This is a genomic window from Micromonospora sp. WMMD812 (assembly GCF_027497215.1).
Lineage (GTDB): Bacteria > Actinomycetota > Actinomycetes > Mycobacteriales > Micromonosporaceae > Micromonospora.
Genome location: NZ_CP114904.1, coordinates 5,105,624 through 5,130,608 on the forward strand (window position 1 = coordinate 5,105,624; position 24,985 = coordinate 5,130,608).

General features: G+C 74.4%; 24 protein-coding genes, 1 pseudogene and 1 riboswitch. Of the genes and pseudogenes, 14 read left to right on the forward strand and 11 right to left on the reverse strand.

What is annotated here, in order from left to right; translation table 11 throughout:
• The 9 genes and pseudogenes from O7603_RS23610 to O7603_RS23650 all read left to right on the forward strand — a co-directional run bounded on the left by O7603_RS23610 (position 1) and on the right by O7603_RS23650 (position 5,086).
• Positions 1 to 1,173, forward strand: coding sequence for an SRPBCC family protein (locus tag O7603_RS23610; RefSeq protein WP_281571969.1), 1,173 nt, complete (start codon positions 1 to 3; stop codon positions 1,171 to 1,173).
• Positions 1,174 to 1,175: 2 nt separating this feature from the next.
• Positions 1,176 to 1,385: pseudogene (gvpJ, locus tag O7603_RS33075) on the forward strand (gas vesicle protein GvpJ); the annotation flags it as partial.
• Between the two features lie 211 nt (positions 1,386 to 1,596).
• Positions 1,597 to 2,352: a GvpL/GvpF family gas vesicle protein gene (locus O7603_RS23620; protein ID WP_281571971.1), complete on the forward strand. Its 756-nt coding sequence runs from the start codon at positions 1,597 to 1,599 to the stop codon at positions 2,350 to 2,352.
• Positions 2,353 to 2,356: 4 nt separating this feature from the next.
• Positions 2,357 to 2,854, forward strand: a complete 498-nt coding sequence (locus O7603_RS23625) for a gas vesicle protein GvpG (protein ID WP_281571972.1) — start codon at positions 2,357 to 2,359, stop codon at positions 2,852 to 2,854.
• Positions 2,814 to 3,158: a gas vesicle protein gene (locus O7603_RS23630; RefSeq protein WP_281571973.1), complete on the forward strand. Its 345-nt coding sequence runs from the start codon at positions 2,814 to 2,816 to the stop codon at positions 3,156 to 3,158. Before O7603_RS23625 ends, O7603_RS23630 begins: the two co-directional genes overlap by 41 nt.
• Position 3,159: 1 nt before the next feature.
• A complete protein-coding gene (gene gvpJ, locus O7603_RS23635; protein ID WP_281571974.1) occupies positions 3,160 to 3,543 on the forward strand; it encodes a gas vesicle protein GvpJ in 384 nt (127 codons plus the stop codon).
• Positions 3,527 to 4,378, forward strand: a complete 852-nt coding sequence (locus tag O7603_RS23640; RefSeq protein ID WP_281571975.1) for a GvpL/GvpF family gas vesicle protein — start codon at positions 3,527 to 3,529, stop codon at positions 4,376 to 4,378. Before gvpJ (O7603_RS23635) ends, O7603_RS23640 begins: the two co-directional genes overlap by 17 nt.
• Positions 4,379 to 4,406: 28 nt before the next feature.
• Positions 4,407 to 4,736 carry a gas vesicle protein gene (locus O7603_RS23645; protein WP_281571976.1) on the forward strand — a complete coding sequence of 110 codons (330 nt, stop codon included), beginning with the start codon at positions 4,407 to 4,409 and terminating at the stop codon, positions 4,734 to 4,736.
• Positions 4,733 to 5,086, forward strand: a complete 354-nt coding sequence (locus O7603_RS23650; RefSeq protein WP_281571977.1) for a gas vesicle protein K — start codon at positions 4,733 to 4,735, stop codon at positions 5,084 to 5,086. The genes O7603_RS23645 and O7603_RS23650 overlap by 4 nt, the downstream gene beginning before the upstream one ends.
• 150 nt (positions 5,087 to 5,236) lie before the next feature.
• On the opposite strand, the gene O7603_RS23655 is transcribed toward O7603_RS23650, so the two are convergent.
• From O7603_RS23655 to O7603_RS23685, 7 genes are all read right to left on the reverse strand, one after another.
• Positions 5,237 to 7,474, reverse strand: coding sequence for an AAA family ATPase (locus tag O7603_RS23655; protein ID WP_281571978.1), 2,238 nt, complete (start codon positions 7,472 to 7,474; stop codon positions 5,237 to 5,239).
• 146 nt (positions 7,475 to 7,620) lie between these two features.
• Positions 7,621 to 8,067, reverse strand: coding sequence for a hypothetical protein (locus O7603_RS23660; RefSeq protein ID WP_281571979.1), 447 nt, complete (start codon positions 8,065 to 8,067; stop codon positions 7,621 to 7,623).
• Between the two features lie 44 nt (positions 8,068 to 8,111).
• Entirely contained in the window at positions 8,112 to 8,876 is a 765-nt protein-coding gene (locus O7603_RS23665) for an ATP/GTP-binding protein (protein ID WP_281571980.1), read from the reverse strand.
• The gene (locus O7603_RS23670; protein ID WP_281571981.1) at positions 8,854 to 9,321 is read right to left on the reverse strand and encodes a DUF742 domain-containing protein; all 468 of its coding nucleotides are present in this window, start codon (positions 9,319 to 9,321) and stop codon (positions 8,854 to 8,856) included. The genes O7603_RS23665 and O7603_RS23670 overlap by 23 nt, the downstream gene beginning before the upstream one ends.
• Positions 9,318 to 9,794 carry a roadblock/LC7 domain-containing protein gene (locus O7603_RS23675; RefSeq protein WP_281571982.1) on the reverse strand — a complete coding sequence of 159 codons (477 nt, stop codon included), beginning with the start codon at positions 9,792 to 9,794 and terminating at the stop codon, positions 9,318 to 9,320. The genes O7603_RS23670 and O7603_RS23675 overlap by 4 nt, the downstream gene beginning before the upstream one ends.
• Positions 9,791 to 12,418 carry a nitrate- and nitrite sensing domain-containing protein gene (locus O7603_RS23680; RefSeq protein ID WP_281571983.1) on the reverse strand — a complete coding sequence of 876 codons (2,628 nt, stop codon included), beginning with the start codon at positions 12,416 to 12,418 and terminating at the stop codon, positions 9,791 to 9,793. The genes O7603_RS23675 and O7603_RS23680 overlap by 4 nt, the downstream gene beginning before the upstream one ends.
• A complete protein-coding gene (locus O7603_RS23685) occupies positions 12,405 to 13,592 on the reverse strand; it encodes a hypothetical protein (RefSeq protein WP_281571984.1) in 1,188 nt (395 codons plus the stop codon). Before O7603_RS23685 ends, O7603_RS23680 begins: the two co-directional genes overlap by 14 nt.
• 393 nt (positions 13,593 to 13,985) lie before the next feature.
• On the opposite strand from O7603_RS23685, the gene O7603_RS23690 reads away from it, so the two are divergent.
• Positions 13,986 to 16,850, forward strand: coding sequence for an alpha/beta fold hydrolase (locus O7603_RS23690; RefSeq protein ID WP_281571985.1), 2,865 nt, complete (start codon positions 13,986 to 13,988; stop codon positions 16,848 to 16,850).
• Entirely contained in the window at positions 16,850 to 17,716 is an 867-nt protein-coding gene (locus O7603_RS23695) for an ABC transporter permease subunit (RefSeq protein ID WP_281571986.1), read from the forward strand. Before O7603_RS23690 ends, O7603_RS23695 begins: the two co-directional genes overlap by 1 nt.
• Before the next feature lie 39 nt (positions 17,717 to 17,755).
• Here O7603_RS23695 and O7603_RS23700 read toward each other — a convergent pair whose 3' ends face one another.
• The 4 genes from O7603_RS23700 to O7603_RS23715 form a co-directional block, all read right to left on the reverse strand.
• On the reverse strand, positions 17,756 to 18,157 hold the full coding sequence (locus O7603_RS23700; protein WP_281571987.1) for a DUF4232 domain-containing protein: 402 nt from the start codon (positions 18,155 to 18,157) through the stop codon (positions 17,756 to 17,758).
• A complete protein-coding gene (locus O7603_RS23705) occupies positions 18,154 to 18,426 on the reverse strand; it encodes a hypothetical protein (protein ID WP_281571988.1) in 273 nt (90 codons plus the stop codon). Before O7603_RS23705 ends, O7603_RS23700 begins: the two co-directional genes overlap by 4 nt.
• Before the next feature lie 153 nt (positions 18,427 to 18,579).
• Positions 18,580 to 19,842 (reverse strand): ISL3 family transposase, encoded by a 1,263-nt coding sequence (locus O7603_RS23710; protein WP_281571989.1) that lies wholly within the window; start codon positions 19,840 to 19,842, stop codon positions 18,580 to 18,582.
• Positions 19,843 to 20,177: 335 nt separating this feature from the next.
• On the reverse strand, positions 20,178 to 20,495 hold the full coding sequence (locus O7603_RS23715; protein ID WP_281571990.1) for a helix-turn-helix domain-containing protein: 318 nt from the start codon (positions 20,493 to 20,495) through the stop codon (positions 20,178 to 20,180).
• A 91-nt stretch (positions 20,496 to 20,586) separates the two neighbouring features.
• Between O7603_RS23715 and O7603_RS23720 the strand changes: the two genes are divergently transcribed.
• The 3 genes from O7603_RS23720 to thrC all read left to right on the forward strand — a co-directional run bounded on the left by O7603_RS23720 (position 20,587) and on the right by thrC (position 24,809).
• The gene (locus O7603_RS23720) at positions 20,587 to 21,564 is read left to right on the forward strand and encodes a DMT family transporter (RefSeq protein ID WP_281571991.1); all 978 of its coding nucleotides are present in this window, start codon (positions 20,587 to 20,589) and stop codon (positions 21,562 to 21,564) included.
• A gap of 136 nt (positions 21,565 to 21,700) precedes the next feature.
• Positions 21,701 to 23,254 (forward strand): alkaline phosphatase D family protein, encoded by a 1,554-nt coding sequence (locus O7603_RS23725; RefSeq protein ID WP_281571992.1) that lies wholly within the window; start codon positions 21,701 to 21,703, stop codon positions 23,252 to 23,254.
• A 122-nt stretch (positions 23,255 to 23,376) separates the two neighbouring features.
• A riboswitch (SAM riboswitch) is annotated at positions 23,377 to 23,511 on the forward strand.
• Positions 23,512 to 23,522: 11 nt separating this feature from the next.
• Positions 23,523 to 24,809, forward strand: coding sequence for a threonine synthase (gene thrC / locus O7603_RS23730; RefSeq protein ID WP_281571993.1), 1,287 nt, complete (start codon positions 23,523 to 23,525; stop codon positions 24,807 to 24,809).
• Positions 24,810 to 24,985: the final 176 nt, after the last annotated feature.

Consider the following 24,985-nt stretch of genomic DNA (forward strand, 5'->3'; position numbering starts at 1 on the left):
ATGGCGCCCACCACGAATCCGGGCGGACTGGCCGACAAGGTCCGGCGCCAACTCGCCGACGAGGTGCGCAACCTGGCCGGCGCGATCGGCGAGCGGGCCGTGTCCGTGGTGTCCGAGAAGGTCACCGGCGCGACCGGCCGCCTCAGCGAGTACGCCAAGCAGGGCGGCGGCCCGGGCTTGATCGCCGCCGCCACCGGCGCGCAGCGACTGGCCGAGGGCGACTCCCCCATGAAGGCGATGATCCATGCCGGCCTGGCCGGCGGTAAGGAGAAGGTGATGTCGGCCCTCGGCAGGGGCGCGGCCACCAAGGGCGGCGGCAAGAAGCTCAAGGTGACCAACATCGTGGAGACGATCGAGGTCGGCGTGCCGGTCCGGGTCGCGTACAACCAGTGGACCCAGTTCGGCGACTTCCCGAGCTTCATGAAGAAGGTCGAGAACGTCGACACCCAGTCGGACGAGCGGCTCACCTGGAAGGCGCAAGTCTTCTGGTCGCACCGCACCTGGGAGTCGACCATCGTCCGGCAGATCCCCGACCGGCTCATCCACTGGCGTTCCAAGGGCGAGAAGGGCTCGGTCGACGGCACGGTCAGCTTCCACGCCCTCACCCCCGACCTCACCCGGATCCTGGTCGTGCTCGAGTACCACCCGCAGGGCCTCTTCGAGCACACCGGGAACCTGTGGCGGGCCCAGGGCCGCCGGGTCCGGCTGGAGCTCAAGCACTTCGTCCGGCACGTCATGACGCAGACCGCCATCGACCCGGAGTCGGTGGAGGGCTGGCGGGGTGAGATCGAGGACTCGCAGGTGGTCCGCGACCACGACACCGCGGTGCGCGAGGAGACCGCCGAGGAGGAACCGGCCGTCGAGGAGCCGCGCCGGGAGCGGGCCCGGCCGGCGGCGCGCGGCCGGCGTGAGCCCGTGCGGCGCCGCCCAGTCGACGAGGAGTACGACGAGTACGAGGACGAGTACGACGAGGGCTACGACGAGTACGAGGAGCCCGAGGAACCGGAGGAGCCGGCGCCGTCCCGCCCGGCCCGCCGGCCGGCCCCCGAGCGGGCGCGCCGCGCGCGTTCCCGGGAGGAGTCGGAGCCTCGCGAGGAGCCCCGTACGCGCCGGGCGCCGCAGACCCCGCGCCGCCCCGTGGTCCGTCGTCGTCGAGAGGAGTCGGACGAGTGACAATCGCAACCACCGAGGGTCAGGCCGGCGGCGCGCTGGAACGCAGCGGGTCGTCGTCCAGCCTGGCCGACGTCGTGGAGACCGTGCTCGACAAGGGCGTCGTGATCGACGCCCAGGTGTCGGTCGCCGTCGTCGGCATCCAGCTGCTGGAGATCAACGCTCGGGTCGTGGTGGCCAGCGTCGAGACGTACCTGCGGTTCGCCCAGGCGGTGGACCGCCTCTCCATCACCCCGCGGAACCAGAAGGGGCTGCCCGATCTGGTCGAGGGCGCCTCCGGAGCCCTGAGCGTCGGCAAGGCGGCGAGCGGCCTGAGCAAGACCGTCGGCGCGATCGGCGGCGCGGTCCGCGACGCGGTCGGCGAGCTGGGCCCGGACCAGGAGCGGGAGCGCCCCCGGCGCCGCCGGCGGGACGAGGAGCGCTGAGATGGCCGACGAGAGAGGACTCTTCATCTACGGCATCGTGCCGTCCGACGTGGAGCCGACCCCCGACGCGCAGGGGGTCGGCGACCCGCCCGGCGAGGTGCGCGCCATCCGGCACGGTCCGGTGGCCGCGCTGGTCGGCGAGGTGGAGCTGGAGGCGGCGTTGGGCCGGCCGGCGGACCTCACCGCGTACCAGGAACTGCTGGACGGGACGGCGGCGGTCGCCCCGGTGCTGCCGGTCCGCTTCGGCACGGTGGTCACCGGGCCGGACGCGGTCGCCGACCTGCTCGACGCCCACGGCGACCGGTTCGCCGAGGCCCTCGACGAGCTGGAGGGTCGGGTCCAGTACGTGGTGCACGGCCGCTACGAGGAACCGGAGCTGATCAGCGGCGTGCTGGACGACAACCCCGCCGCCGCCGACCTGGCCGAACAGGTACGCGGGCAGCCGGAGGACGTGACGCGCGCCCAGCGGATCCGCCTCGGCGAGATCATCAGCCAGGCGGTGGAGCTGCGGCGCGAGGCGGAGAACCGGGAGCTGCTCGACACCGTCGGCGCGCTGGCGGTGTCGGCCGCGCCCCGGCTGCCGAGCAGCGAGCTGGACGCGGTGAACGCCGCCTTCCTGGTCGACGCCGACCAGGAGGACGACTTTCTGGACGCCGTCGAGGAGTTCGCCGAGCAGCGCCGCGGCCTGGTCCGGACGCGGCTGCTGGGCCCGCTCGCCCCGTACGACTTCGTCGACGCGCACCAGTTGGCGGGGTGAGGCGGTGGACATCCTCTGGTCGCTGCTGACCCTGCCGTACGCGCCGATGCGCGGGCTGACCGCGGTGGTCAAGGTGATCGCCCGCGAGGCGGAGTCGCAGCTGTACAACCCGGCCAACATCCGGCGTGAGCTGGAGGAGCTGGACGCCGCGGCCGCCGCCGGCGAGCTGACCGCCGAGGAGCGGGACGCACGGCAGCAGCAGGTCCTCGACCGGCTGACCGGCGGCCACCATCCGGCTCCCGCCGCCGGGCGGCGCGAGCCGGGGCCCGCGTCGCGCGCCGGGGGTGCCGGTCGCGGTGCTCCGGTCGTACGACGGAACGCACCGGCGCGGCGGCGTGGCGGCCAGGCGGGCCGGCGTGGCGACGCGGCGGGCTCGCGGGCCGGCAGCGCCCGCTCCGGTCCGGTGCGCGGCCGGCGGACCGAAAGCGAACGGCGACGTGACGGCGGGGGAGGTGTACGGAATGGTGGATCGGATCCGCGACGACCGGGCGCGCCGGCGTGAGCCCGAAGCGGAGAACGAGTGGGCCGGCGACGAGGAGTACGTCGAGCCGCTGTCGGCCGCCGAGGCGGCCCGCGAGGGCCTGCGGCAGATCATCGAGTTGACCGGGCGGGAACCGGTCGGCACCACGTCGCTGAAGGCGGTACGGGACGGCTGGCTGGTCGGTGTGGAGCTGGTCGAGGACCGCCGGATCCCCGCGTCGACCGACCTCCTCGGCCTGTACGAGGTGCAACTCGACATCGACGGCGTCCTGCTCGGCTACCGGCGGGTGCGGCGCTACCAGCGGGGGAAGGGCGAGGTGGGCTGAGATGACCACTGCGCGTACGCCGGCCGTGGTGCAGAACTCCGGCCAGGTGCTGCCGGCCGGACACGAGCCGGCCAACCTCGGCGACATCCTGGAGCGGGTGCTCGACCGGGGCATCGTGATCGCCGGCGACATCCGGGTCAGCCTGCTCGACATCGAGCTGCTGACGCTGAAGCTCCGGCTGGTCATCGCGTCGGTCGACACCGCGCGCCAGATCGGCATCGACTGGTGGGAGCACGATCCCTGGCTCAGCTCCCGCGCCCGGCCGCCGGTCGAGCCGGGCCCCCGCGACCCGGAACAGGTCGAGGCGGAGCGCCGGCCCCGGGTGGCCGCCCGGGCCCGCCGGCGCGAGGCCGGAGGGGAGGAGTGGGATGAGTTCGACGGCTGACGTGGCCGGGCCGGTCAGCCCCGCCGGGGGCACCGGCCGCTGGCTGCACGGTGTGGTCCGGGAGGCGGACCTCGGGCTGCTCGGTGGGATCGCCGGGATGACCGGGGATCCGGTCCGTCCGGTCCGCGCCGCGGGGCTGGTGGCCGTGGTGAGCACCGTGCCGCTGGCCGAGTACGGCGAGGAGGCGCTGCGGCGCAACCTGGAGGACCTGGCCTGGCTGGAACGCGCCGCCCGGGCGCACCACCGGGTGGTGGACGCCCTGACCCGGGCCGGTGCCGTCGTACCGGCGCGACTGGCCACCGTGCACCACGACGACGGGCGGGTCGCGGCCTCGCTCGCCGACCGCCGCGACGACCTGGCCGCGCTGCTCGACCGGCTCACCGGGCGCGGCGAGTGGGGCGTCAAGGGGTACGTGGTGCCGGGCACGGCGACGCCCCGGGCCGAGGAGACTGCCGGGCCGGGTCGCGTCGGGGCGGGTGGCGCCGGGGCGGCGTACCTGCGGCGGCGGCGGGCCCAGCTCACCGCGCGGGAGGACGGGCAGCGCGCCGCCGCCACCGCCGCCGGGGAGGTGCACGAGGCGCTCGCCCGGCACGCCGTGGCCGCCCGGCGGCACCCCCCGCAGGACCGTCGGCTGTCCGGGGCGCCGACCGCGATGGCACTGAACGGCGCGTACCTGGTGGACACCGGCGAGTTCGCCGGCTTCGCGGGCGTGGTGGAGACGCTCGGGGAGCGCCATCCGGAGCTGCGGCTGGAGCTGACCGGGCCCTGGCCGCCGTACTCCTTCGTGGCCGAGCGTCCGGCGGAGCCGGCGCTCACCGTGCGGGAGCCGGCGTGACCGCCGGCACCGGGGTCGGGTGGTCGCGGTGGTGACCACCTCGCTCGCTCCGAACAGCGCGGACGACCCGCTGGCCTACCGGCCGGTGGCCCTGGTCGACCTGCTGGATCGGGTGCTGGCCACCGGCGTGGTGGTCAGCGGTGACATCACCCTGGCGATCGCCGACGTGGACCTGGTCCGCATCTCGCTGCGTGCCCTGATCGCCTCGGTCGGCGCCCTCGCCCCACCCGAGCCGGACGCCCTGCCGACGGCCGGCGCTGTCGCCGGAGACCCGGGCACCCTGCCGGTCGGCGACGTCGGCCCCGGAGACCGGGGCATCCGGCCGGTCGGCGACGTCGGACCCGGAGAGCTCGGATGACCGGCCGGGACGAGGCGGCCGAGCTGGCCGCCGCGCTGGACGCGCCGCAGTGGCGACTGCCGCGGGTGACGCCGCTGGACCGGCGGCTCGCGGTGGACCGCGAGTCCGTCGAGCGGGGGCTGGCCAGCCTGGTGCTCACCGTGATCGAGCTGCTGCGGCAGCTGATGGAGCGGCAGGCGCTGCGCCGGGTGGAGCTGGGTGACCTCAGCGAGGAGCAGATCGAGCGGATCGGCGTGACGCTGATGGCGCTCGAGGAGCAGATGGTCGGGCTCCGCGAGCACTTCGGCCTGGCCCCCGAGGATCTGAACCTGGACCTCGGCCCCCTGGGCCCCCTCCTCCCGACCGACTGACCGCCCACCTCTCCTCCGCGGCGGGGGCCGGCGGGGTCGTTATTCCCTGCGTTGATCATGAAGTTGTTGCCGCGACACGCCGATGCGCGTGGCAACAACTTCATGATCAACCGGTCTGGGGGCGCGGCGGGGGGGCGGGGGGCGGCGGGGTCAGGTGGGTTGGTGGGTGGCGGCGTAGGCGGCGAGGTGGGCGACCTGGGCCGGGTCGAGGGACGGGCGGACCCGTTGCCGGGCCGTCGCCACGTGCGCGGCGGTGACCGTGGTCGCGGTCAGCGACTCGCGCATCGCGGCCAGCGCCGCCTCGCGGACCAGCGCCGCGCAGTCCGCCGCCGAGAAGCCGGCGAGCTCCTCGCTGAGCCCGGCGAGGTCCACGTCCGGCGCCAGCGGGACGGTGCGCGAGGCGGCCCGCAAGATCTCCGCCCGGGCCGGCCCGTCCGGCGGCGGCACGTAGACCAGCCGCTCCAACCGCCCCGGCCGCAGCAGTGCCGGGTCGACCAGGTCGGGGCGGTTGGTCGCGCCGACCACCACCACGTTGCGGAGCGTCTCCACCCCGTCCAGCTCGGTCAGGAGGGCGGCGACCACCCGGTCGGTCGTACCGCCGTCGCCGGCCTGACCGCGGACGGGGGCGAGGGCGTCCACCTCGTCGAGGAAGATCAGGGTGGGCGCGGCCTCACGCGCGCGGCGGAACAGCTCACGTACCGCGCGTTCGCTCTCGCCGACCCACTTGGACAGCAACTCGGCGCCCTTCACGGAGAGCACGTTCGCCCGCCCCGAGCCGGCCAGGGCGGTGACCAGGTACGTCTTGCCGCAGCCGGGCGGGCCGTAGAGCAGCACGCCGCGCGGCGGCCGTACGCCGAGCCGGGCGAAGGTGTCCGGGTAGGTCAGCGGCCAGAGCACCGACTCGGTCAGCGTCTGCTTCACCTCGGTCAGGTCGCCCACGTCGTCGAGGGTCACCGTGGCCAGTTCCAGGGTGGACGCGGCCATGGTGGTGGGCCGGACCACCTCCAGGGCGGCGGCGAAGTCGGCCATCGCCACCGTCGGCGTCGTGGCCGACTTTTGCCGCAGCGCGGCCCGTACGCCGGCCTCCCGCACCAGCGCGGCCAGGTCGGCGGCCACGAACCCCGGCGTCCGGCCGGCGATCTCGTCGAGCCGGACGTCGTCGGCGAGCGGCACCTGTCGGGTGAGCACGGTCAGCTGCTCGCGGCGCAGCGCCGGGTCGGGGAGCGGGATGCTGATCCGCAGCGAGAGCAGGTCCGGCGCGCGCAACGCGGGATCGACGGCCTCCGGCCTCCCGGTGGTGCAGACCACCGCCGCCCCGGCCCGTACCGTCTCGGCCAGCACCTGACGGAACACCGTGGCCACCGGGCCCGGCTCATCCGCCGGGGCGAGCGCCTCCACGTCGGTGACCAGCAGCACGGCGGGGCCTTCGCCGGCCCGCACCTCCGCGGCGGCGGCGCGTAACCGGTCCGCGGCGGCCTGGTTCGCCAGCGCCGCCACCTCCGGCGCCCAGAGCGCGCAGACCCGGGCACCGACCCGGGCGGCGACCGCGCGGACCAGGGCCGACTTACCGGAGCCGGCCGGCCCGCCGAGCAGTACGCCCAGCGACACCGTCGTCCCGAGCCGACCCAGCACCTCGCGGTGGTGGAAGCCGAGGTCCAGCAGCTCGGTCAGCTCCTCGGCCTGGGCGCGCAGCCCGGGCAGCTCGTCGATCGCGGGCGCGTCCTCGGGCCGGGTGGCAGCGACGGTGGACGGCCCGGGTGCCGGGCCGGGAGTCGGGCCGGTGGCGGGGCGAACCGCGGCCGAGCCGTGGGTGACCGGCCCGTGCTCCCAGCCGACCAGGGTGTCCATGGTGACCAGCGCGGCGGCCTCCGGCTCCGCGTCGACCACGGTGAGCAGCGTGCTGGTCCAGGCATAGCCGACGGTGTTGGCCAGGCTGCGCCGGGCCGCCTCGACCAGGCTGCGCACCGAGGCGTCGGGCAGCACGTCCTGGGGGAGCAGGGACACGTCGTCTCCGGCGGTGACCACTTTGCCGAGCAGGGCCAGCCGCAGCATCTCCGGGCTGACCGCCGCGACGATCTCCACCGGGCCGGCCAGGGTCACCCGTGTCGCCGCGGTCACCGGCACCGGCGTCACCGTCACCTGACCGCCGCCGCGTACGCCGAGGTTGCCGAGCACCAGGTCGTCGGCGTACAGCAGGGCGGGGCTCGCACCCGGCTCGGCCGCCGCGACGATCCCGGCGGTCACCCGCCCGCCGCTCAGCCGGACCGGGTCGCCGGGGCGCAGCCCCAGCGCGGTCAGCACCTCCGGGTGCAGCCGGACGACGCCGCGCCGGGCGTCCAGCGCCGCCGGCCGCAGGCTCGCGGTCAGGGTGAGGTCGGGTCGCGCCACCGCCCGACCCTAGCCCTCGGCCGCTCGGTCCGCCGGTCACCAGCGCGGTCCCGCCCGGCCGGTCACGATCGGCGGGCAGCGCGGTCCCGCCCGGCCGGGCGCCACCGGCGGCCGGGTTGGCCGGCCTCGGCCGCGCGCCCGCCCGGTCAGCGCTGGGTGTCGGGCCCGTTGAGCAGCGACGGGTCACGGCGGATCAGGTCGGCCAGGCGGGCCGCCCGATCCGGGCCCGGCCGCCGCTGACCCGGTGTCCACGCCGGCACGGTCCGCGCGGACGTCGGCCAGGGCGGCGGCGGTGTGGCGGCGGGCTCCGCGGTGACCGTCACCTCCCCGCCGGCCCAGGCGATCCGCAGCGGGTACGTCGCCCCGTCCTGCTCCACCCGTACGCTCACCGCCAGCCCGGGCCGCCCGGCCACCACCCGGTGGACCGCCTCGACCACCGCCTGGACGGGGTCGTCCTCCGACAGACCCTCGGGTTCCACCCGGTGCGCGCCCGGCTCCCGACCGGCGGGCTCGCTCGATTCGATGGCCCGCCGCCGCAGCGCCTCCTCGCGCCGGGCCATCCGGGCCAGTGTCTCGTCCAACCCTTCTCTCATCACGACCACCCCTTCCGAGGAAACGGGTCTGACCGTCCAGGAGTTCAGGCCCCCCTGTCCCGGGTGGCCCGCTCCAGCGCCCGGTCCAGGACGACCAGCAGGGCGTCCCGCACCGACAGCCGGTCCCGGGCGTCGAACTGCACCAGCGGCACGTGGTCGCCGATCGCCAGCGCCCACCGGATCGAGTCGAGGTCGAGCGCCAGCCGCCCGTCGAAGGCGTTGACCCCCACCACGAACGGCAGCCCGGCCTGCTCGAAGTAGTCGATCGCCGGGTAGCAGTCGTCCAGCCGGGAGCTGTCCACCACGACCAGCGCGCCGAGCGCGCCCCGCGCCAGGTCGTCCCACATGAAGCCGAAGCGGGACTGGCCGGGCGTACCGAAGAGGTAGAGCTTCAGGCTTCGGTCGATGGTCACGCACCCGAAGTCCATCGCCACCGTGGTGGTGGTCTTGGCCGAGCGTGCGCCGGGGTCGTCGACGCCGATCCCGGCGGTGGTCATCTCCGCCTCGGTGGTGAGCGGGGCGATCTCCGAGATGGCGCCGACCGTGGTGGTCTTGCCGACGCCGAAACCGCCCGCGATCAGGATCTTGACCGGTACGGGAGGCGCGGAGACCCCGCCGCCGGCCGGGCGCGGCGCCGGCGCCGCGCCGGGTGCCACGGGCGTCCGGTACGACGGTCGCGCCGGCGGGTGAGTGAGGTGCCCGGGCGTCGGGGCGGCCCCAGTGGGGGCGCCGTACCGGATGGTGGCGCTGTTCGCGGCGAGCCCGCCGAGCGGGGCGACCGGCCAGTCAGGAGATCGCACGGAGTCCATCAATCACTCGCAGGATGAGATCGGGGTCGGCGGCGCCGTCGCCCTGGTCGAGGTGTACCTCGAGGTGCCCGGCGGCGCGCAGGTCGCCGACCAGGACGCGGGTCACGCCGTAGTGCAGCCGGGTCCGGGCCGAGATCTCCGCGACCGAGATCGGCTCGTCGCAGAGGGCGATGATCGCCTGAAGCTCGGGCGCCAGCAGCGCGACCGGCCCGGCGGCGTCGCTCCCCTCGGCGGCGGCGGTCACCTGGGTCTCCAGGCAGATCGCCGGGTCCACGGCGGACACCCGTCCGGCGGTCAGCACGAACGGCCGGGGAACGGCCGGTCCGTCCGCACCGGGTCCGTCCGCCGGCCCGCCCGGCACCGGGGTGGACGGCGCCCGCAGGTAGGGGCGGATCCGGACCTCAGGCTCCGGATCCGGCCCGTCGCCGGCGGACTCCGGGGTCATTGCTGGGCGGCGTTCTTCAGCTCGGCGATGAGGCGCGGGGTGAGGGCGCCCCCGGCGCGTCCGGCGAAGAGGGTCATCTCGTACGCGACCGTGCCCAGGTTGGCCGACCGGTCGGCGACCACCCCGAGCACCGAGCCGCTGCTGATCGCGCTGATCAGCAGGTAGCCCTCGGCCATGTCGACGATCACCCGGTTCAACCCGCCCAGCGCGTACCAGCTGGCGGCACCGCCGGCCAGGCTCGTCATGCCGGAGACCACCGCAGCGAGTCGCTCCGCGTTGGACCGGTCCCGGATCGCCGACATGGCCATCAGCAGACCGTCCGAGGAGACCGCGATCGCCTCCAACACGCCGGCGGTGCTCGACGTGAACGAGTCCAGCAGCCAGTTGAAGGTGCGGGCCTCGGGACTGAGGTCCCCGGCGGGTGCCGGGCTGCCCGGGTGGTCGACATTGTCGTGCAGGAAGGAACTGGTCACCGTGTTGATCCCCCTTCGTTGCGACGGTCTGGACTGACTTCGCGCAGAGCGCGGGCGACGCCCGCCTCGAACTCGGTGATGAGGTCGCGGACCTCGGCCGGGTCGCCCGGGTGCGGGCTGAGCGGCTGGTGGGCCGGTGCGGCGGTGAGGTTCGCCCCGGGCACCCGCCGGTTCAGCCGTGGCCGGTCCGGACGCGCCTCCGGGCCGGCCGGGGGCAGCGGCTGGCTCAGCTCGGCCCGGCGTACCCCGGACTCGACCGCCTCGACCAGGGCGCGGACCTCGGCCGGATCGGCGTCGGCGCCGGCCACCGGGCCGGCCGGTGGCCCGCTCGGTGGCAGGTTGGCCCCCGGTACCCGTTGCCGGACTCCCGCCCGGCCGAGGCCCGCCCCGCTGCCGACGGGCCGGCGGGGCAGCCCGGCCGGCGTGATCCCGGCGGCCGGCGTTGCCGGCCGGAGGTCCGGGTCGGTGGTCGCGTCGTCGAGCCGGGCGCCGCCCGGTGCGCTGATCTCCAGGTACGCGATGGCCCCGCCGGGCGTGGCCGCCGGCTCCGCGCCGGCGCCGAAGGCGTCCCAGGTCTCGCCGGCCTCCATGCTCCGGGTGGCCCGGCTGAGCAGCGCCGGATCGAACCGGGGCGGGTCGTTCGGGTCGGCAGGTGGCGCACCGCCGGGGAGCGGGGGCGGCCCGCCCGGGGCGGTGCCGACCACGGCCGGTGAGCGGCGGTCCCGGGCCGGTACGGCGGCCCGCGCCATCGCGGCGCCGGGGCGCTCGGTACGCCGGATCACCAGCGCCGCCTGCGGGATCTCCAGCCGGGCCGTGACCCCGCCGCCGCCGGTCGGAGCCAGGTTCACCCCCCAGCCGTGCCGGCGGGCCAGCCGGCCGACCACGAACAGGCCGAGCACCTCCGTCGGGGCCAGGTCGAGCCGCTCCCGCCGGGTCAGCCGGGCGTTCTCCTCGGCCATCCGCTCCTGGGTCATCCCGATGCCGTGGTCGGTCACCGTGATCCGGGCACCGGTGTCGATCCGTTCGGCAGCCACGACCACCCGGGTGTGCGGAGGCGAGAAGACGGTGCCGTTCTCCATCAGCTCGGCGAGCGCCAGCACCAGGTCGCCCACCGTGGCCGGCGCCGCCGCGATCTCCGTGGGCACCCGGACGTCCACCCGGGTGTAGTCCTCGATCTCGCCCAGCGCCAGCCGGACCACGTCGGCCAGCGGCACCGGCGCCACGTACGCGTCCGCGCCGGGCGATCCGGAGAGCACCACGAGGCTGCCCGCGTTCCGCCGCAGTCGGCTGGAGATGTGGTCGAGCCGGTACAGGTCCTCGAGCCGACCCGGGTCGGTCTCCCGCTGCTCCAACCGGTCGATCAGCGTGATCTGCCGGCCCACGAGGTTCTGCGTACGCCGGCCCACGTGGCCGAACATCTGCGCCACGTTGCGCCGGCCGACGACCTGACGTTCGACCAGCCGCGCCGCCGTGGCCTGCACCCGTTCGAACGCTCGGGCCAGGTCGCCGATCTCGTCGCGGGCCCGGACGTCGACCGGGTCGAGCCGCACCGGGGGCGCGCTCTCCGACTCGTCGTCGGCGACCCGGACCAGTTCGGCCTCGGCGACCCGGGCGACCCGGTCGGCGGAGCGGGTGAGTCGGGTCAGCGGCCGGGCCACCGTCCGGGCCACCGCCGCGCTGAGCAGCAGCACCACGGCCAGGATCAGCGCGGCTACGCCGGCGACCAGGTACGCGGCGGTCAGCGCCCGCCGCTGCTCACCCTTCACCTCGGCGAGAACGTCCGCGACGATCTTCTTCTCGATGAACTGGCCGAGGGTGACCATCGACCGGGCGGACGGGAAGACCATCTCGAGCGGCACGTTGCGTACCCCGCCGGCCGGGTTGACGGCGCCGGTGGTGAGGAAGTCCGCGCTGGTGCGGGCGGTCACCGCCGCGTCGTTCAGCTCGGCGAGCTTGCGCTGCTCGGGTGTGATCAGGCTGCGGAAGCGCTGGCTGTCCACCCGGAGCGCGGCCATGGCGGCGACGAAGCCGGCGTTGACGGCCGGGTCGTCGGTTACCTTCACCAGCACGATGAGGGTGGCGCAGATGCCCAGACCCTCGTCGGCGCGGAGCAGCGCGTCCAGGGCCAGCACCTGCCGGCCGGCCGCCGTGTCGGTGTCCACGTCGAACGCCAGCCGCAGGGAGTCGATCAACGCCCGGTTCACCGGGCCGTACGCGTCCATCACCTGCCCGGGGGTGGCGGCGCGGGCGAGCACCGCGGCGCGCAGGTCGGTGAGCGCCCGGACGCCGTCCAACGCGTCGGCGACCTGTGGGTCCAGCGCGTCGCCCCGCTCGGCGCGCAGGTCGGCCACCCGGTCGTCCACGCTGGCCGCCCGGCGCATCAGGTCGGCCCGGGTCACCTCGCCGAGCAGCAGGCCGACCGAGAGGATCCGTTCCTGTTGCAGGTCCTGGACGAGGGTGCCGACCCGGCTGGCCAGCCGGACCCGGTCGGCGATCTCGCCGGCCCGCTGCGCGACGGCCACCCGGTCCAGGACGACCGGCACGGCGAGGCCCACCATGCTGACCAGCGGGATGACGACGAGCAGCGCGAGCTTGCCGCGGATCCGGAGCCTACCGAGCAGCATCGACGGGCCCCCACCGTGCGGTCTGTGGATCACCGGCCCGGCCTGCCGGCTGGAGTGGCCGGGGCTCGCCGGGCGGGATGCCGGCCGGCCCGGCCCCGGGCGGCCACGTCGGGCTGTCCGGCGGCGCGTCCGCCTCCCGGGCCCGTCGCGCCGCCGCGGCCACACGCCGGGCCCGCCGTGCGGCGGCGAGCAGCAGCCCGCCCAGCACGGCCAGCAGGAGTACGCCCAGCGCGGCCGCCCCGATCGCCAGCCACCGCTCCCGGTCCAGCCCGTCGATCCGGTCGGCGAGCAGCGCGTCGAGTTGGGCCAGGATGACCGGTTGGAGCTGCTCCGCGGCCGAGTGCGCGGTGAGCCGCGCCCCGGCGATCGGCGCGGGGTCGACCGGGCCGGTGCGACTCGGGGCGGAGGCGGCGGCGAGCACCTCGACGGCCCGCTGGTAGGTGTCCAGCGGGGTCAGCACGGTGCCGCCCAGGTTGGTGCTCTCCGAGCTGTCGACCGCGGCGCGCAGGTCGTCGACGAGGTCACCGGCCGGGCTAAGCGCGCCGGTCCGCAGCGCGGCCAGCTCGGCGAGGGTGCGGGTCCGGTCGGCGTCCGGTCGCCGGGCGGCGAGCGTCGCGAGGTCGGCGAGCCGGCCCGCCGCGACCATCGCCTCCGGCAGTGCCTGCCCGGCGGCGTCCTGAAGGTAGGCCGTGTCCGGCTCCGGGTCGCGCACCAGCCCGGAGCTCTCCCGGACCTTGCGGTGCAGGTCCAGCAGCAGGTCGGTGACCTCGCCGTACGCCGTGAAGGCCGCCTCCGGGTCGGCGGGCGCCCGGTCGCGCAGCGCCTCCAGCTTGGCCCGCAGCCCGGCCCAGCGTTCCTGGCTGCGCAGCTCGGCGCCGATCCGGGCGTCCACCGTGGCGGCGTCCTCGACCACCCCGGCCAGCGCCGCCGCGGACGTCGGCCGCCCGGCGACGGCCGCGGACTGGGCGTCCACCAGAGCGTCGGTGACCGGGGCGAGTGCCCGCAGGTACTCGACGCCGAGTCGTTCGCGGGCGGCCAGACTCCGGTCGTCGTCGGTGAGTCGCCAGGTCTGCTGGAACAGCACACCCACCGGTGCCAGCAGCGCCGCCACGAGGAGCAGCGGCAGGGCGCGGCGGGCGGATCGGCGAACGGCCCGGGGCGCGGGGACGGTCATGGTCTGTCTCCTCCGCCGAGGGTGGGGACGGTGTAGTGCGCGAGTGGGTGGTGTCGATGCCGGGGTCGCCGGCCAGTCCCGTACACCGGACCGGAAAAGTAACCGAGGGGCCCGCTCGCAAGGCTGCCGCCGATCGGTCAGCTTTGCGTCACTTCGAGCGATGTCACTGTTCGTCCTCCTTCTCGGCACGCTGGGTGCCGCGCGAGAGGCTGACATGCGGTGATCAAGGCCGATTTCCCCTGGAAGATCGGAATTCACGGAATCCGAACTCGTCTCGCTGAGCTGCGCTCGACTGTGGGCGCTCGCTCCGCTCCCGGAGCCGATCGGATCAACCGGACGAGCGTACGGCGGATCTCAGCCAATGCTCAGGGTCCGGCCCGTACCGTGTGCCGCATGAGATCGCCGTTGTCGGTCGCCCGGGTCCGGCGTGCCCTGCCCAGCGGCCGTCGCGCCGTCGCCGCGGCGGCGGTCGCCGTGCTGCTGGCCGCCGCCGTCATCTGGGCCGTCCGGCCGCGCGGGCCCGAGGTGCGCACCGAGTCCGCCCTGCTGACCGTCCAGTCCGGGCCGGACGGTCAGGCGCCGGTCGACCTGGACACCACGCTCTACCTGCCGGAGGACGCCTCGGCGGGCAGCAAGGTCCCGGCGGTGCTGCTGGCGCACGGTTTCGGTGGCACCAAGGAGTCGGTGCGGGCCGACGCCGAGGAGTTCGCCGGGCGCGGGTACGCCGTGCTCACCTGGACCGCGCGCGGCTTCGGCCGCAGCGGAGGCGAGATCCACCTGGACCACCCCGACTACGAGGTACGCGACGCCTCTCGCCTGCTGGACTGGCTCGCCGCCCGTCCGGAGGTCCGCAGCGACGCCACCGGGGACCCGCGGGTCGGCGTGGTGGGCGGCTCGTACGGCGGGGCGCTGGCCCTGCTGCTCGCCGCGCAGGACCGGCGGGTGGACGCGATCGTCCCGATGATCACCTGGAACGACCTGGCCCGCAGCTTCCTGCCGGAGAGCACCGGCGGGCCGGCCACCGCGGGCGTGTTCAAGAAGGGCTGGGCCGGTCTCTTCTTCGGTGGCGGCGGCAGCGTCGGGTCCGGCCCGGCCGGGCTGTCCGGGGTCACCGCGGCGCAGCCGCAGGGCGCGCCGGCGTCGGCCGGGCCGCCCAGCCCCGGCCCGGGTGAAGGCCCGGGCACCGGTCCCGGACGGGCGCCGACCGGTGCCGCCGACCCGTCCTGTGGCCGGTTCGCCGCCGACGTCTGCGCGGCGTACCTGCGGATCGCCACCACCGGACGGGCCGACCAGGCGGCGGTGGACCTGCTCGGGCGGTCCAGCCCGGCGGGCGTGCTCGACCGGATCGCGGCGCCCACGCTGCTGGTGCAGGGCGAGGCGGACACGCTCTTCCCGCTGAGCGAGGCGGACGCGAACGCGCGCGGCATCGCCGCCACCGGCACCCCCGTCCGGGTCGCCTGGTTCACCGGCGGCCACGACGGCGGCGAGGGGCCGAAGACCGACTCCGACCGGGTGCGGTTCCTGACCGTCCAGTGGCTGGACCACTATGTCAAGGGCGAGGGGACGGCCCCGGGCAACGACTTCACCTGGTCCCGGATCGCCGGCTTCGACGCGCTGGACCGCGGCCTGGTGGCCACCGGCTACCGGACGACCGACTATCCCGGCACCGCCGGGGACGGTCGCACCGAGGTCGCGGTGATCGGCCCGGCGCAGCAGGTCGCCAACCCGCCGAACGGGAACCCGGCCGCCGTCTCGTCGGTGCCGTTCGCCGGCGCGCTCTCCTCGCTGCTGGACGGAGTGGCCGGAGACGTGCCCGGCCAGCACGCCCGGTTCGAGTCGACGGCGCTCGCCGAGGCGGTGGACGTTGTCGGCGCGCCGACGGTGTCGGTCCGGGCCGCGTCGCCGACCGGCGAGGCGGTGCTCTTCGTGAAGCTCTACGACGTCGACCCGAACGGGGCGGCCACGCTGCCGAACGGCCTGGTCGCCCCGGTGCGGCTCACCGGCCTCCCGGAGCGGATCGCCGACGCCCGGCCGGTCACCGTCACCCTTCCGGCGATCGTCCGCCGGATCGAGGCGGGGCACCGGCTCCGGGTGGTGGTGGCCACCTCGGACCAGGCGTACACCTCGCCGGCCGAGCCCACGGTTTACACCGTCGCGGGCGACGGCGCGGTGGCGCTGCCCACCGTGACCGGCGATCCGATCCCCACCGCGGCGACCGTCTGGCGCTGGGTGCTGGTCGGGCTGCTCGCCGCGATCGTGGTCGGGCTCGTCGTGGTCGTCGCCGTGGTCCGCCGCCGGCACCGCCGCCAGGACAGCTCCGTGCATCCGGCGTACGCGGGTGTCCCGCTCGCCGTGCGTCAGCTCCGCAAGGAGTACGCGGACGGCTTCGTGGCCGTCTCCAACGTGGACTTCGAGGTGCATCCCGGCCAGGTCGTCGGCCTGCTCGGGCCGAACGGCGCCGGCAAGACCACCACCCTGCGGGTGCTCATGGGCCTGACCCAGCCGACGGCGGGGGAGATCTACGTCTTCGGCCACCGGCTGGTGCCCGGCTCTCCGGTGCTCTCCCGGATCGGCGCGCTGGTCGAGGGGCCCGGTTTCCTGCCGCACCTGAGCGGGCTGGAGAACCTGCGGGCCTACTGGCGGGCCACCGGGCGGCCGTGGGCGGACGCCCACTTCGACGAGGCGCTGGAGATCGCCGGACTGGGCAGTTCGGTGCACCGGAAGATCAAGACGTACAGCCACGGGATGAAGCAGCGGCTCGCCATCGCCCAGGCCATGCTCGGCCTGCCGGAGCTGCTGGTGCTGGACGAGCCGACCGACGGGCTCGACCCGCCGCAGATCGCCGAGATGCGCCGGGTGCTCCAGCGGTACGCCACCGACGGGCGGGCTGTCCTGGTCTCCAGCCACCTGCTGGCCGAGGTGGAGCAGACCTGCACGCACGCCGTGGTGGTCAACAAGGGCCGGATCGTGGCGTCCGGCCCGGTCGACGAGATCGTCGGAGAGTCGCCGAGCGTGCTCTTCGACGTGACCGACCCGGCAGCGGCGCGGGACGTGCTCGGCCGGCTGCACGGGGTCCGGGTGCTGCCGGAGAGCGACGGCCAGCTGGTGGTCGACACCAACGGCACCGCGCGCAGCGAGGTGGTGGCCGAGCTGGTACGGGCCGGGATCGGGGTGGACCGGGTGGTGCCACGGCGCCGCCTGGAGGACGCGTTCCTCGCCCTCGTGGGCGAGACGTCTCGGGGAAGCGGGGACCGGTGATGGGTACTTCCACGGTGGGCGCCGCCCCGGGTTACCGGCCGTCGGCGACGCTGCCGTTCGCCGCCGAGTTCCGCCGGCAGGCCGCCCGGCGGCGTACCCAGCTGGCGCTCGGGTTCATGGTGCTGCTGCCGCTGATCATCCTGATCGCGTTCCAGTTCGACTCGGGTGGCGACGACGACAACGGGCGCGGTGAGTTCGCGAGCCTCATCGAGTTCGCCACGTCGGGAGGGTTGAACTTCACCCTGTTCACGATCTTCGTCTCGGCGTCGTTCCTGCTGGTCGTGGTGGTGGCGCTCTTCTTCGGCGACACGGTGGCCAGCGAGGCGAGCTGGGGCAGCCTGCGCTACCTGCTCGCCGTGCCGGTGCCCCGGGCCCGGCTGCTCACGGTGAAGCTGCTGGTCGCGTTGGCGTACTCGGGGCTGGCGTTGCTGCTGCTCGCCGGCACCGCCCTGCTCGCCGGCACGCTCCGCTACGGGTGGTCGCCGCTGCGCAGCACCGTCGCCGCCGAGCTGCCGCCGGGGGAGGGCCTGCTCCGGCTGCTGGCCGTGGTCGGCTACCTGGCGATCGTCCTGCTGGTGGTGGCCGGCCTCGCGTTCCTGCTCTCGGTGAGCACGGACGCCGCGCTCGGCGCGGTCGGCGGAGCCGTGCTGCTCTGGATCCTCTCCAGCATCCTGGACCAGATCACCGCGCTCGGCGCGCTGCGCGCCTTCCTGCCGACCCACTTCAGCACCGCCTGGCTGGGCCTGCTCTCGACTCCGGTGCAGACCGACGACGTGGTCCGCGGCACCATCTCGGCGGTGAGCTACGCGACCCTGTTCTGGGCGCTGGCCTACTGGCGTTTCACCCGCAAGGACGTGACCTCCTAGCCGGCGGAGCCGTGCGCTTACGGCCGGCGGAGCCGTTCCTCACAACCGGCTGTCGGGCGTGGCCGCCACCGAGGGCGCTCCGCTCGGCGCGCTCGGCGCCGGTGGTTGCGCCGGTGTGGTCGGTTCGGCCGGCTTCCAGGCGCTGACCCCGATCCGGCCGGTGTTGCCCAGGTCGATCGGCCCGTCCGGGTCGACGGCCTGGGCGGCCTGACCGGTGGCCGACGCGACCTCCACGTACGCGCCGTTGGTCGGCGCGGCGGTGGAATCGGTGAACGTGTTGCGCCAGAGCACGGAGGCGGTGGCCCGATCGCCGGGGCGGAGCGTGAACGGGCGGGGCGGCGCGTCGTAGCCCGACGTGATCCCCGTCGCCCCGGGAACCACCGCCAGCGGGATCTGCTGGCGCTGCTCGTCGAGGACGGTCAGGGCGGGGTAGCCGTTCAACCGGTAGGCGCGGTGCCACAGTTGACCAGCTCCAGGCCGAGCGCCCGCAGGCCCATCGCGGCGTCCGACCCGGTCGACCGGATCAGCACGCCCGATTCTGAGCACCGGGCCGGGGTGGCCGACGTGGCTCCGGGAGCCGGCCGTTCCCCGCCAGCGCCGGGGGCCACGCCGGCCGGCTCGGCTCCCGCGGTGCAGGAACCGAGCAGCAGGGCGCCGACGAGCGGCGCGCTCGCGAGCAGGGTTCGGTGCTGTGCCGGTCGAGAGGTCACCGCCGCATGGTCGCACCAGTGGCCGATCCGCCTCCGCCCGGGGCGTTCGTGGGCGTCACCGAGCCGGCCGGCTCCGGCGCGACCTTATCGACGACGAAAGCATATGACGGAGAGGCATATTTATGGCTCTTGTGATTGATGTGTGGGTCGGGGTCATGGTCGGGGTAGTTCGGGTCGGTGGCCGCCGAGGCTGAGCATGGCCAGGGCGATGAGGGCTTCGGCTGAGTGGAAGCCGAAGGCCATCCGGGTGATCAGGCGGATCTTGGTGTTGACCGACTCGATCCGGCCGTTGGACAGGCCGTGTTCGATGGCGGCGATGATCTGGTCGCGGTGTCGCGTGACGCGTCGTTGCAGGTCGACGAAGACGTCGATGCGGCTGCGTCGGGCCCATCCGATCCACCGGTCGAGGGCTTCGACCGCCGTGGTCGGGCTGGTCCTGGCCAGGGTGAACACCAGCCGTAGGCCCTCTTTCAACGCCCAGGCCCGGTGCAGGCGGGGATGGGTCTTGGCGATCCAGGCGAGTTTGGCCTGCTGGGCGTCGGTGAGGTTGTCGGGGTTCTTCCACAACGCCCAGCGGGTGTTCTTCAGCTCTCGGGCCTCGCCGGTGGCGACACCGCGGCGGCCGGCTCCTCGCCCGGTGGCCTCGTTCCATGCCTGACGGCGAACCCGGTCAACGGCGTCGGTGGCCCAGGCCACCACGTGGAACGGGTCGGCGCAGCGGACCGCGTTCGGGCACCTGCGCCGCACGACCGTCGTGATCCAGTCCGCGCCGTCGGCCGACACGTGCGTGATCTTCGCGGCCCGCTCGGGACCGAGCAGGTCGAAGAACGCCTGTAACGTGGTGGCGCTTCTACCCGGCGCCGCCCACACCAACCGGCCGCTGTCATGGTCCACGACCACGGTCAGATACCGGTGCCCCTTCTTGTAGCTGACCTCGTCGATCCCGATACGACGCAACCCGTCATACCGGTCCTCAAGGCCACCGGTATCGGCCCATACCCGGGCCACGATCGACCCCACCGTGCGCCAACCGACCCGCATCAGCTGCGACACCGCCGACTTCGCCGTGTGCACCGCCAACCACGCCACCGTCGCGTCGAACGCCCGTGTGTGCCCCGCCCCGTGACGCGCCCACGGCACCGCCGCCACGACCACCCCATGCACCCGACAGGACACCCGAGGCGCGTCCGCCTCGATCACCGCCCGCACCGTCCCGAGATCCAACGCCCGCCACCGACGACGCACCCCAGCGTCATAACGGGCACACCGCCGCCGGCAATACGGACACCGCCGCGACGCGCCCTTACGCACCCGCACCCGAGCCACCACCACCGACTCGTCCGGATCGAACTCCACACCCTCCACCACCGCCTGCTCGACCCCGAGCAGCCCAGCCCATACCCTGGCAGAACGCACGCCGTTCTCCCGCCCATCCAGTTCTGACCTCGACAAGCCAGAACCTAGGCAGGACAACGGCGTGCGCCATCAAGGACGCGCCCAACCACCCACAAACACGTCACAAGAGCCATAAATATGCCTCTGCGTCATACCGCAGCAGCGACCCCGGTCGCGTCGGCGCCGACGGTGTCGGCCAGTTGACGGGGCGAGCCGGCGACGCAGGGCTGCCTGCACCAGATCTGGGGCAGTTCGACAGGGCGTCGCGGGCACGTCGGAGGCCGGGAGACGGGCGGCCACGAGGCCCAAGCGCCGACCGGCGGCTCGGGCGCCGCGCGCTGAACGATTGGCGCTGGTCAGGCGCGTTTGGCCGGGGTGGTGTCCCGGCTCAGGACCGCGTCGAGCAGCCCGGGGTAGAGCCGGTCCAGCTCCTCGCGGCGCAGCCGTACCAGGCGGCTGGTGCCGGCGACGCGGGTGCGGGTCAGGCCGGCCGCCCGCAGCACCTTGAGGTGGTGGCTGCGGGTCGCCTTGGAGACGCCGAACTCGAAGGTGCCGCAGGCCTGCTCGCCGCCCTCGGCGAGCGCCCGGACGATCTGCAGCCGCACGTCGTCGGCCAGAGCGCCCAGCACGGCCGTGACCGGCACCTCGCGCAGCTCGGGTTCATCCAGCTCCATGTGACCAGTGTAACCGTTGTTCGACTTTCGTCGAACAACATCCTAGGGTCGATCGGGTTGGTTCGAAGATAGTCGAACATTGGAGTCGAGGATGCGTTCCCGCGCCGCCGCGTTCCCGCTGCTCGCCGTGCTGAGCTGGGGGGTGATGTTCCCCGTCCTGGCCAGCGCGCTGAAGCGGGTCGACCCGCTCAACCTGACCACCGCGCGCTATCTCTTCGCCGCCGCGATCCTGCTCGGCCTGCTGCTGCTCCGGGAAGGCGTGGCCGCGCTGCGGGTGGGCGGTCGGGGCGTCGAGGTGGCGGTGCTCGGCGTGGTCGGCTTCGCCGGCTTCAACCTGCTCACCAACCTGGCCCTGGAACAGTCCACGCCGCAGCAGACCGCCCTCTTCGTGGCCACCACCCCGCTGGTCACCCAGCTGGTCCGCTGGGCCCGGGACGGCGTACGCCCGCGGCCCGCCCTGCTGGCCCTCTCGCTGGTGGCGCTGCTCGGCGTCGGTCTGGTGATCACCCACGGCAGCCTCGCCGGGCTCGGCCAGTTCGGTCTCGGCGGGCTCATGATGATCGGTGCGGTGCTCGGCTGGGCGGTCTACACCCACGGGGCGAGCCGGTTCGGCGAGTGGTCGCCGCTGCGCTACACCGCGCTCACCGCCGCAGCCGGCACGCTCGCCATGCTCGCCGCGAGCGCCGGCGCCGACCTCGCCGGAGTGCAGCACGCGCCGGCCGCCGCCGACCTCGTCGCCATCGCGCCGCAGCTGGCGTACGCCGTGATCGTGGCCGCGGTGATCGCGGTGCTGGCCTGGAACACCGGGGTGCGGCGGCTCGGTTCGGCCAACGCGGCGCTGTTCATGAACCTCGTCCCGGTGACCACGTTCGCGGTGCAGATCGCCCGCGGCTACCGGCCCGGGCCGGTCGAGCTGGTCGGCGCGGCGGTGACCATCGCCGCACTGGTCGCCGCCAACCTGGTCACCCGCGCCCGCACCCGCCCGCGGGACGTCGGCTGCGCCGATCGGCCGGCGGCGGTCACGGACCCCGTCGCGGTGGTCGACCGGGTGGCGGTGGTGGCGCGGTGACGGCCATGTCCGGGCGGCCCGCCCCGAACCGGGGCGGGCCGTTCCGGGCGGGTGAAGTGGCTGCTCACCCGCTGGTCATCAAGCGGCCATTCGGCCCCGATAGACCTTTCGCGTGGATCCTCGAGACTTCTCCGTAGTGGATCGTCGTCGATTCCTGGCCGGTGTGGCCGGGGTCGCGGGCGTCGCCGCGCTCGCCCAACTGCCGGCCGACCGGGCCGCCGCCGCGCCGCGACCCGCCGGCGGGGACTATCCGTTCACCCTGGGGGTCGCCAGCGGTGACCCGACCGCGACCGGGGCCGTGCTCTGGACGCGGCTCGCGCCGAAGCCGTTCGAGCCCGGTGGCGGCATGCCGTCGCGCCGGGTGGGCGTGCGGTGGGAGATCGCCCGCGACGAGCGTTTCCGGCGGGTGGTCCGCTCCGGTACCGCGTGGGCGCTGCCCGAGCTGTCGCACGCCGTGCACGTGGACGTCGAGGGGCTGGAGTCGGACCGGGAGTGGTTCTACCGGTTCCGGTACCGCGACGACGTCTCCATGGTCGGTCGCACCCGCACCGCCCCCCGGGAGACGGCGACGGTCGCCGGACTGGCCTTCGCGTTCGCGTCCTGCCAGCGGTGGGACGAGGGCTACTTCCCGTCGTACGCGCACCTGGCCCGCGAGGACCTCGACCTGGTCCTGCACCTCGGGGACTACGTCTACGAGTACGGCATCCCGGCCGACGGCGGCTACCGGCGTACCCCGGTGCCCGAGCAGCTCCGGCCAGCTCCGCGTTCCCTGGACCAGTGGCGGATGCGCTACGCGCTGGTCAAGTCCGACCCGCAGCTGCAGGCGGCCCACCTCGCGTTCCCGTGGATGGTGACCTGGGACGACCACGAGGTGCAGAACGACTACGCGAACACGCAGTCGCAGTACGAGGGCGACATCACCGCGCTGCGGGTGGCGGCCTACCAGGCCTGGTACGAGCACCAGCCGGTCCGCGTCGCCCGGCCCGGTGCCGGCGGCCTGCGGATCTACCGGCGGCTGCGGTGGGGCCGGCTCGCGCAGCTCGACCTGGTCGACGGCCGGCAGTACCGGTCGGTGCCGCCGAGCGGCTGGGGCGAGGCGCCGGCCGGGCCGGAGCAGAACGATCCGTCGGTGACGATGCTCGGCGCCGCGCAGGAACGGTGGCTCTACGACGGCTTCGCCCGTACGTCCTCCCGCTGGAACATCCTGGGCAGCAACGTGATGATGGGCCGCCTCGACCATGACGGGGACGCCGGCGACATGCTGTGGCACGACGCGTGGGACGGCTTCCCGGCCGCCCGCCGACGCCTGACCGACGCCTGGGTCCGGCACGGTGTCCCGAACCCGGTGGTGGTGACGGGTGACTGGCACTCGACGTTCGTCAACGACATCCACCGCGACTTCGACACCCCCGGCTCGCCGGTGGTCGCCACGGAGTTCGTCGGCACCTCGATCTCCAGCAACGGCGACGGCGAGGTGTACGGCCCGTACTACGGCCCGATGATCAAGTACAACCCACACATCAGATTCTTCGACGGTGACCGGCGCGGCTACGTGAAGTGCCGGGTGACCCCGCGCGAGATGTGTGCCGAGCTGCGGATGGTGGACACCGTCGGCCGCCGGGACGCCGCCGAGTCGACGCTCGCCGCGTTCGCGGTGGAGAACGGACGGCCCGGCGCCCACCGGATCTGACGGCGTACGCCCGCCACCTCGCCGTCAGACCCGGGGGGGGGGGTGGCGGGCGTAGCTCACACGGTGGGACGACCGGCTGGACGGCCGGCCGCCCAGCCGTAGACTCGATCGCGCAACTGCATACCTCATCCAGAGGGGCTGAGGGATACGGCCCGAAGACGCCCCGGCAACCACCCCGCGCGCTCACCGCTGAGCGACGGCGGGACAGGTGCCAATTCCGTCCCCGCCGCACCGTGCGATGCGGGGAAAGATGAGAGGACTCCTCGACATGACGTCGACCGTCGCCCCGTCCGGCATCGACACCACCGCCAGCCCCGCCCGCGCCCTGGTCTGCCGCGCCTGTCAGGCCCGCTACCCGCTCGCCGCGCAGCACGCCTGTTACGAGTGCTTCGGCCCGCTGGAGGTCGACTACGACGCCGCCGCGCTGGCCACCGTCACCCGCGAGCAGATCGAGGCCGGCCCGCGGAACATCTGGCGGTACGCCGCACTGCTCCCCGCCGGCCAGGACCCGGCCGTCCGGGTCACCCTGAACCCGGGTCTCACCCCGCTGGTCGCCGCCCCGCACCTCGCCGCCGAGTTGGGCATCACCGCTCCGCTCTGGGTCAAGGACGACAGCGCGAACCCGACCCACTCGTTCAAGGACCGGGTCGTCTCGGTGGCGCTGACCGCCGCCCGGGCGCTCGGCTTCACCCGGTTCGCCTGCGCCTCCACCGGCAACCTGGCCAACTCGGTGGCCGCCCACGCGGCCCGGGCCGGGGTGCCGTCGGTGGTCTTCATCCCCTCCGACCTGGAGCAGGGCAAGGTCGTGACGACTGCGGTCTACGGCGGCGACCTGGTCGCCATCGACGGCTCGTACGACGACGTGAACCGCCTCTGCGGCGAGCTGGTCGAGACCGACGAGTTCGAGGACACCGCGTTCGTCAACGTGAACGTGCGCCCCTACTACGCGGAGGGCTCCAAGACGCTCGGGTACGAGGTGGCCGAGCAACTCGGCTGGCGAATCCCGGCCCAGGTGGTGATCCCGATGGCGTCCGGCGAGCTGCTCACCAAGATCGACAAGGCGTTCTCCGAGCTGGTCGAGATCGGTCTGGTCGAGGCGCCGGCCGGCGGCTGGAAGGTCTTCGGCGCCCAGTCGGCCGGCTGCAATCCGATCGCCACCGCGCTGCACTCCGGCACCGACACCATCATCCCGGTCAAGCCGACCGGCATCGCCAAGTCGCTGAACATCGGCGACCCGGCGGCCGGCCTCTACGCCCTGGAAGCGGTACGTCGTACCGGGGGCTGGATGGAGTACGTCGACGACGAGGAGATCCGCGCCGGCATCCGCCTGCTGGCCCGGACCACCGGCGTCTTCGCCGAGACGGCCGGCGGGGTCACCGTGGCGGTGCTGCGCAAGCTGGTCGAGTCGGGCCGGCTCGACCCGACCGCGGAGACCGTCGTCTTCAACACCGGCGAGGGTCTGAAGACCATCGACGCGGTCGCTGGCCAGGTCGGCCCCACGCACCACATCCGCCCGTCCCTGCGGGCGGCCCGGGACGCCGGCCTGCTCGGCTGACCTCGGCCCGCCCGTCCGCCGGTGCGGTGGAGCCGGTGGATCGCCCGGACGGGGGATCCGTTCGATCCGCCGGGTAACCGGCTTTTCGCTCTGGGTGCGGAAAACCCGCCGGTATGGACTTGACGGCAGGAACCGGACGGCGCAAGATGCTCCGTGCGGGAGGGCTCTTCGCCGAA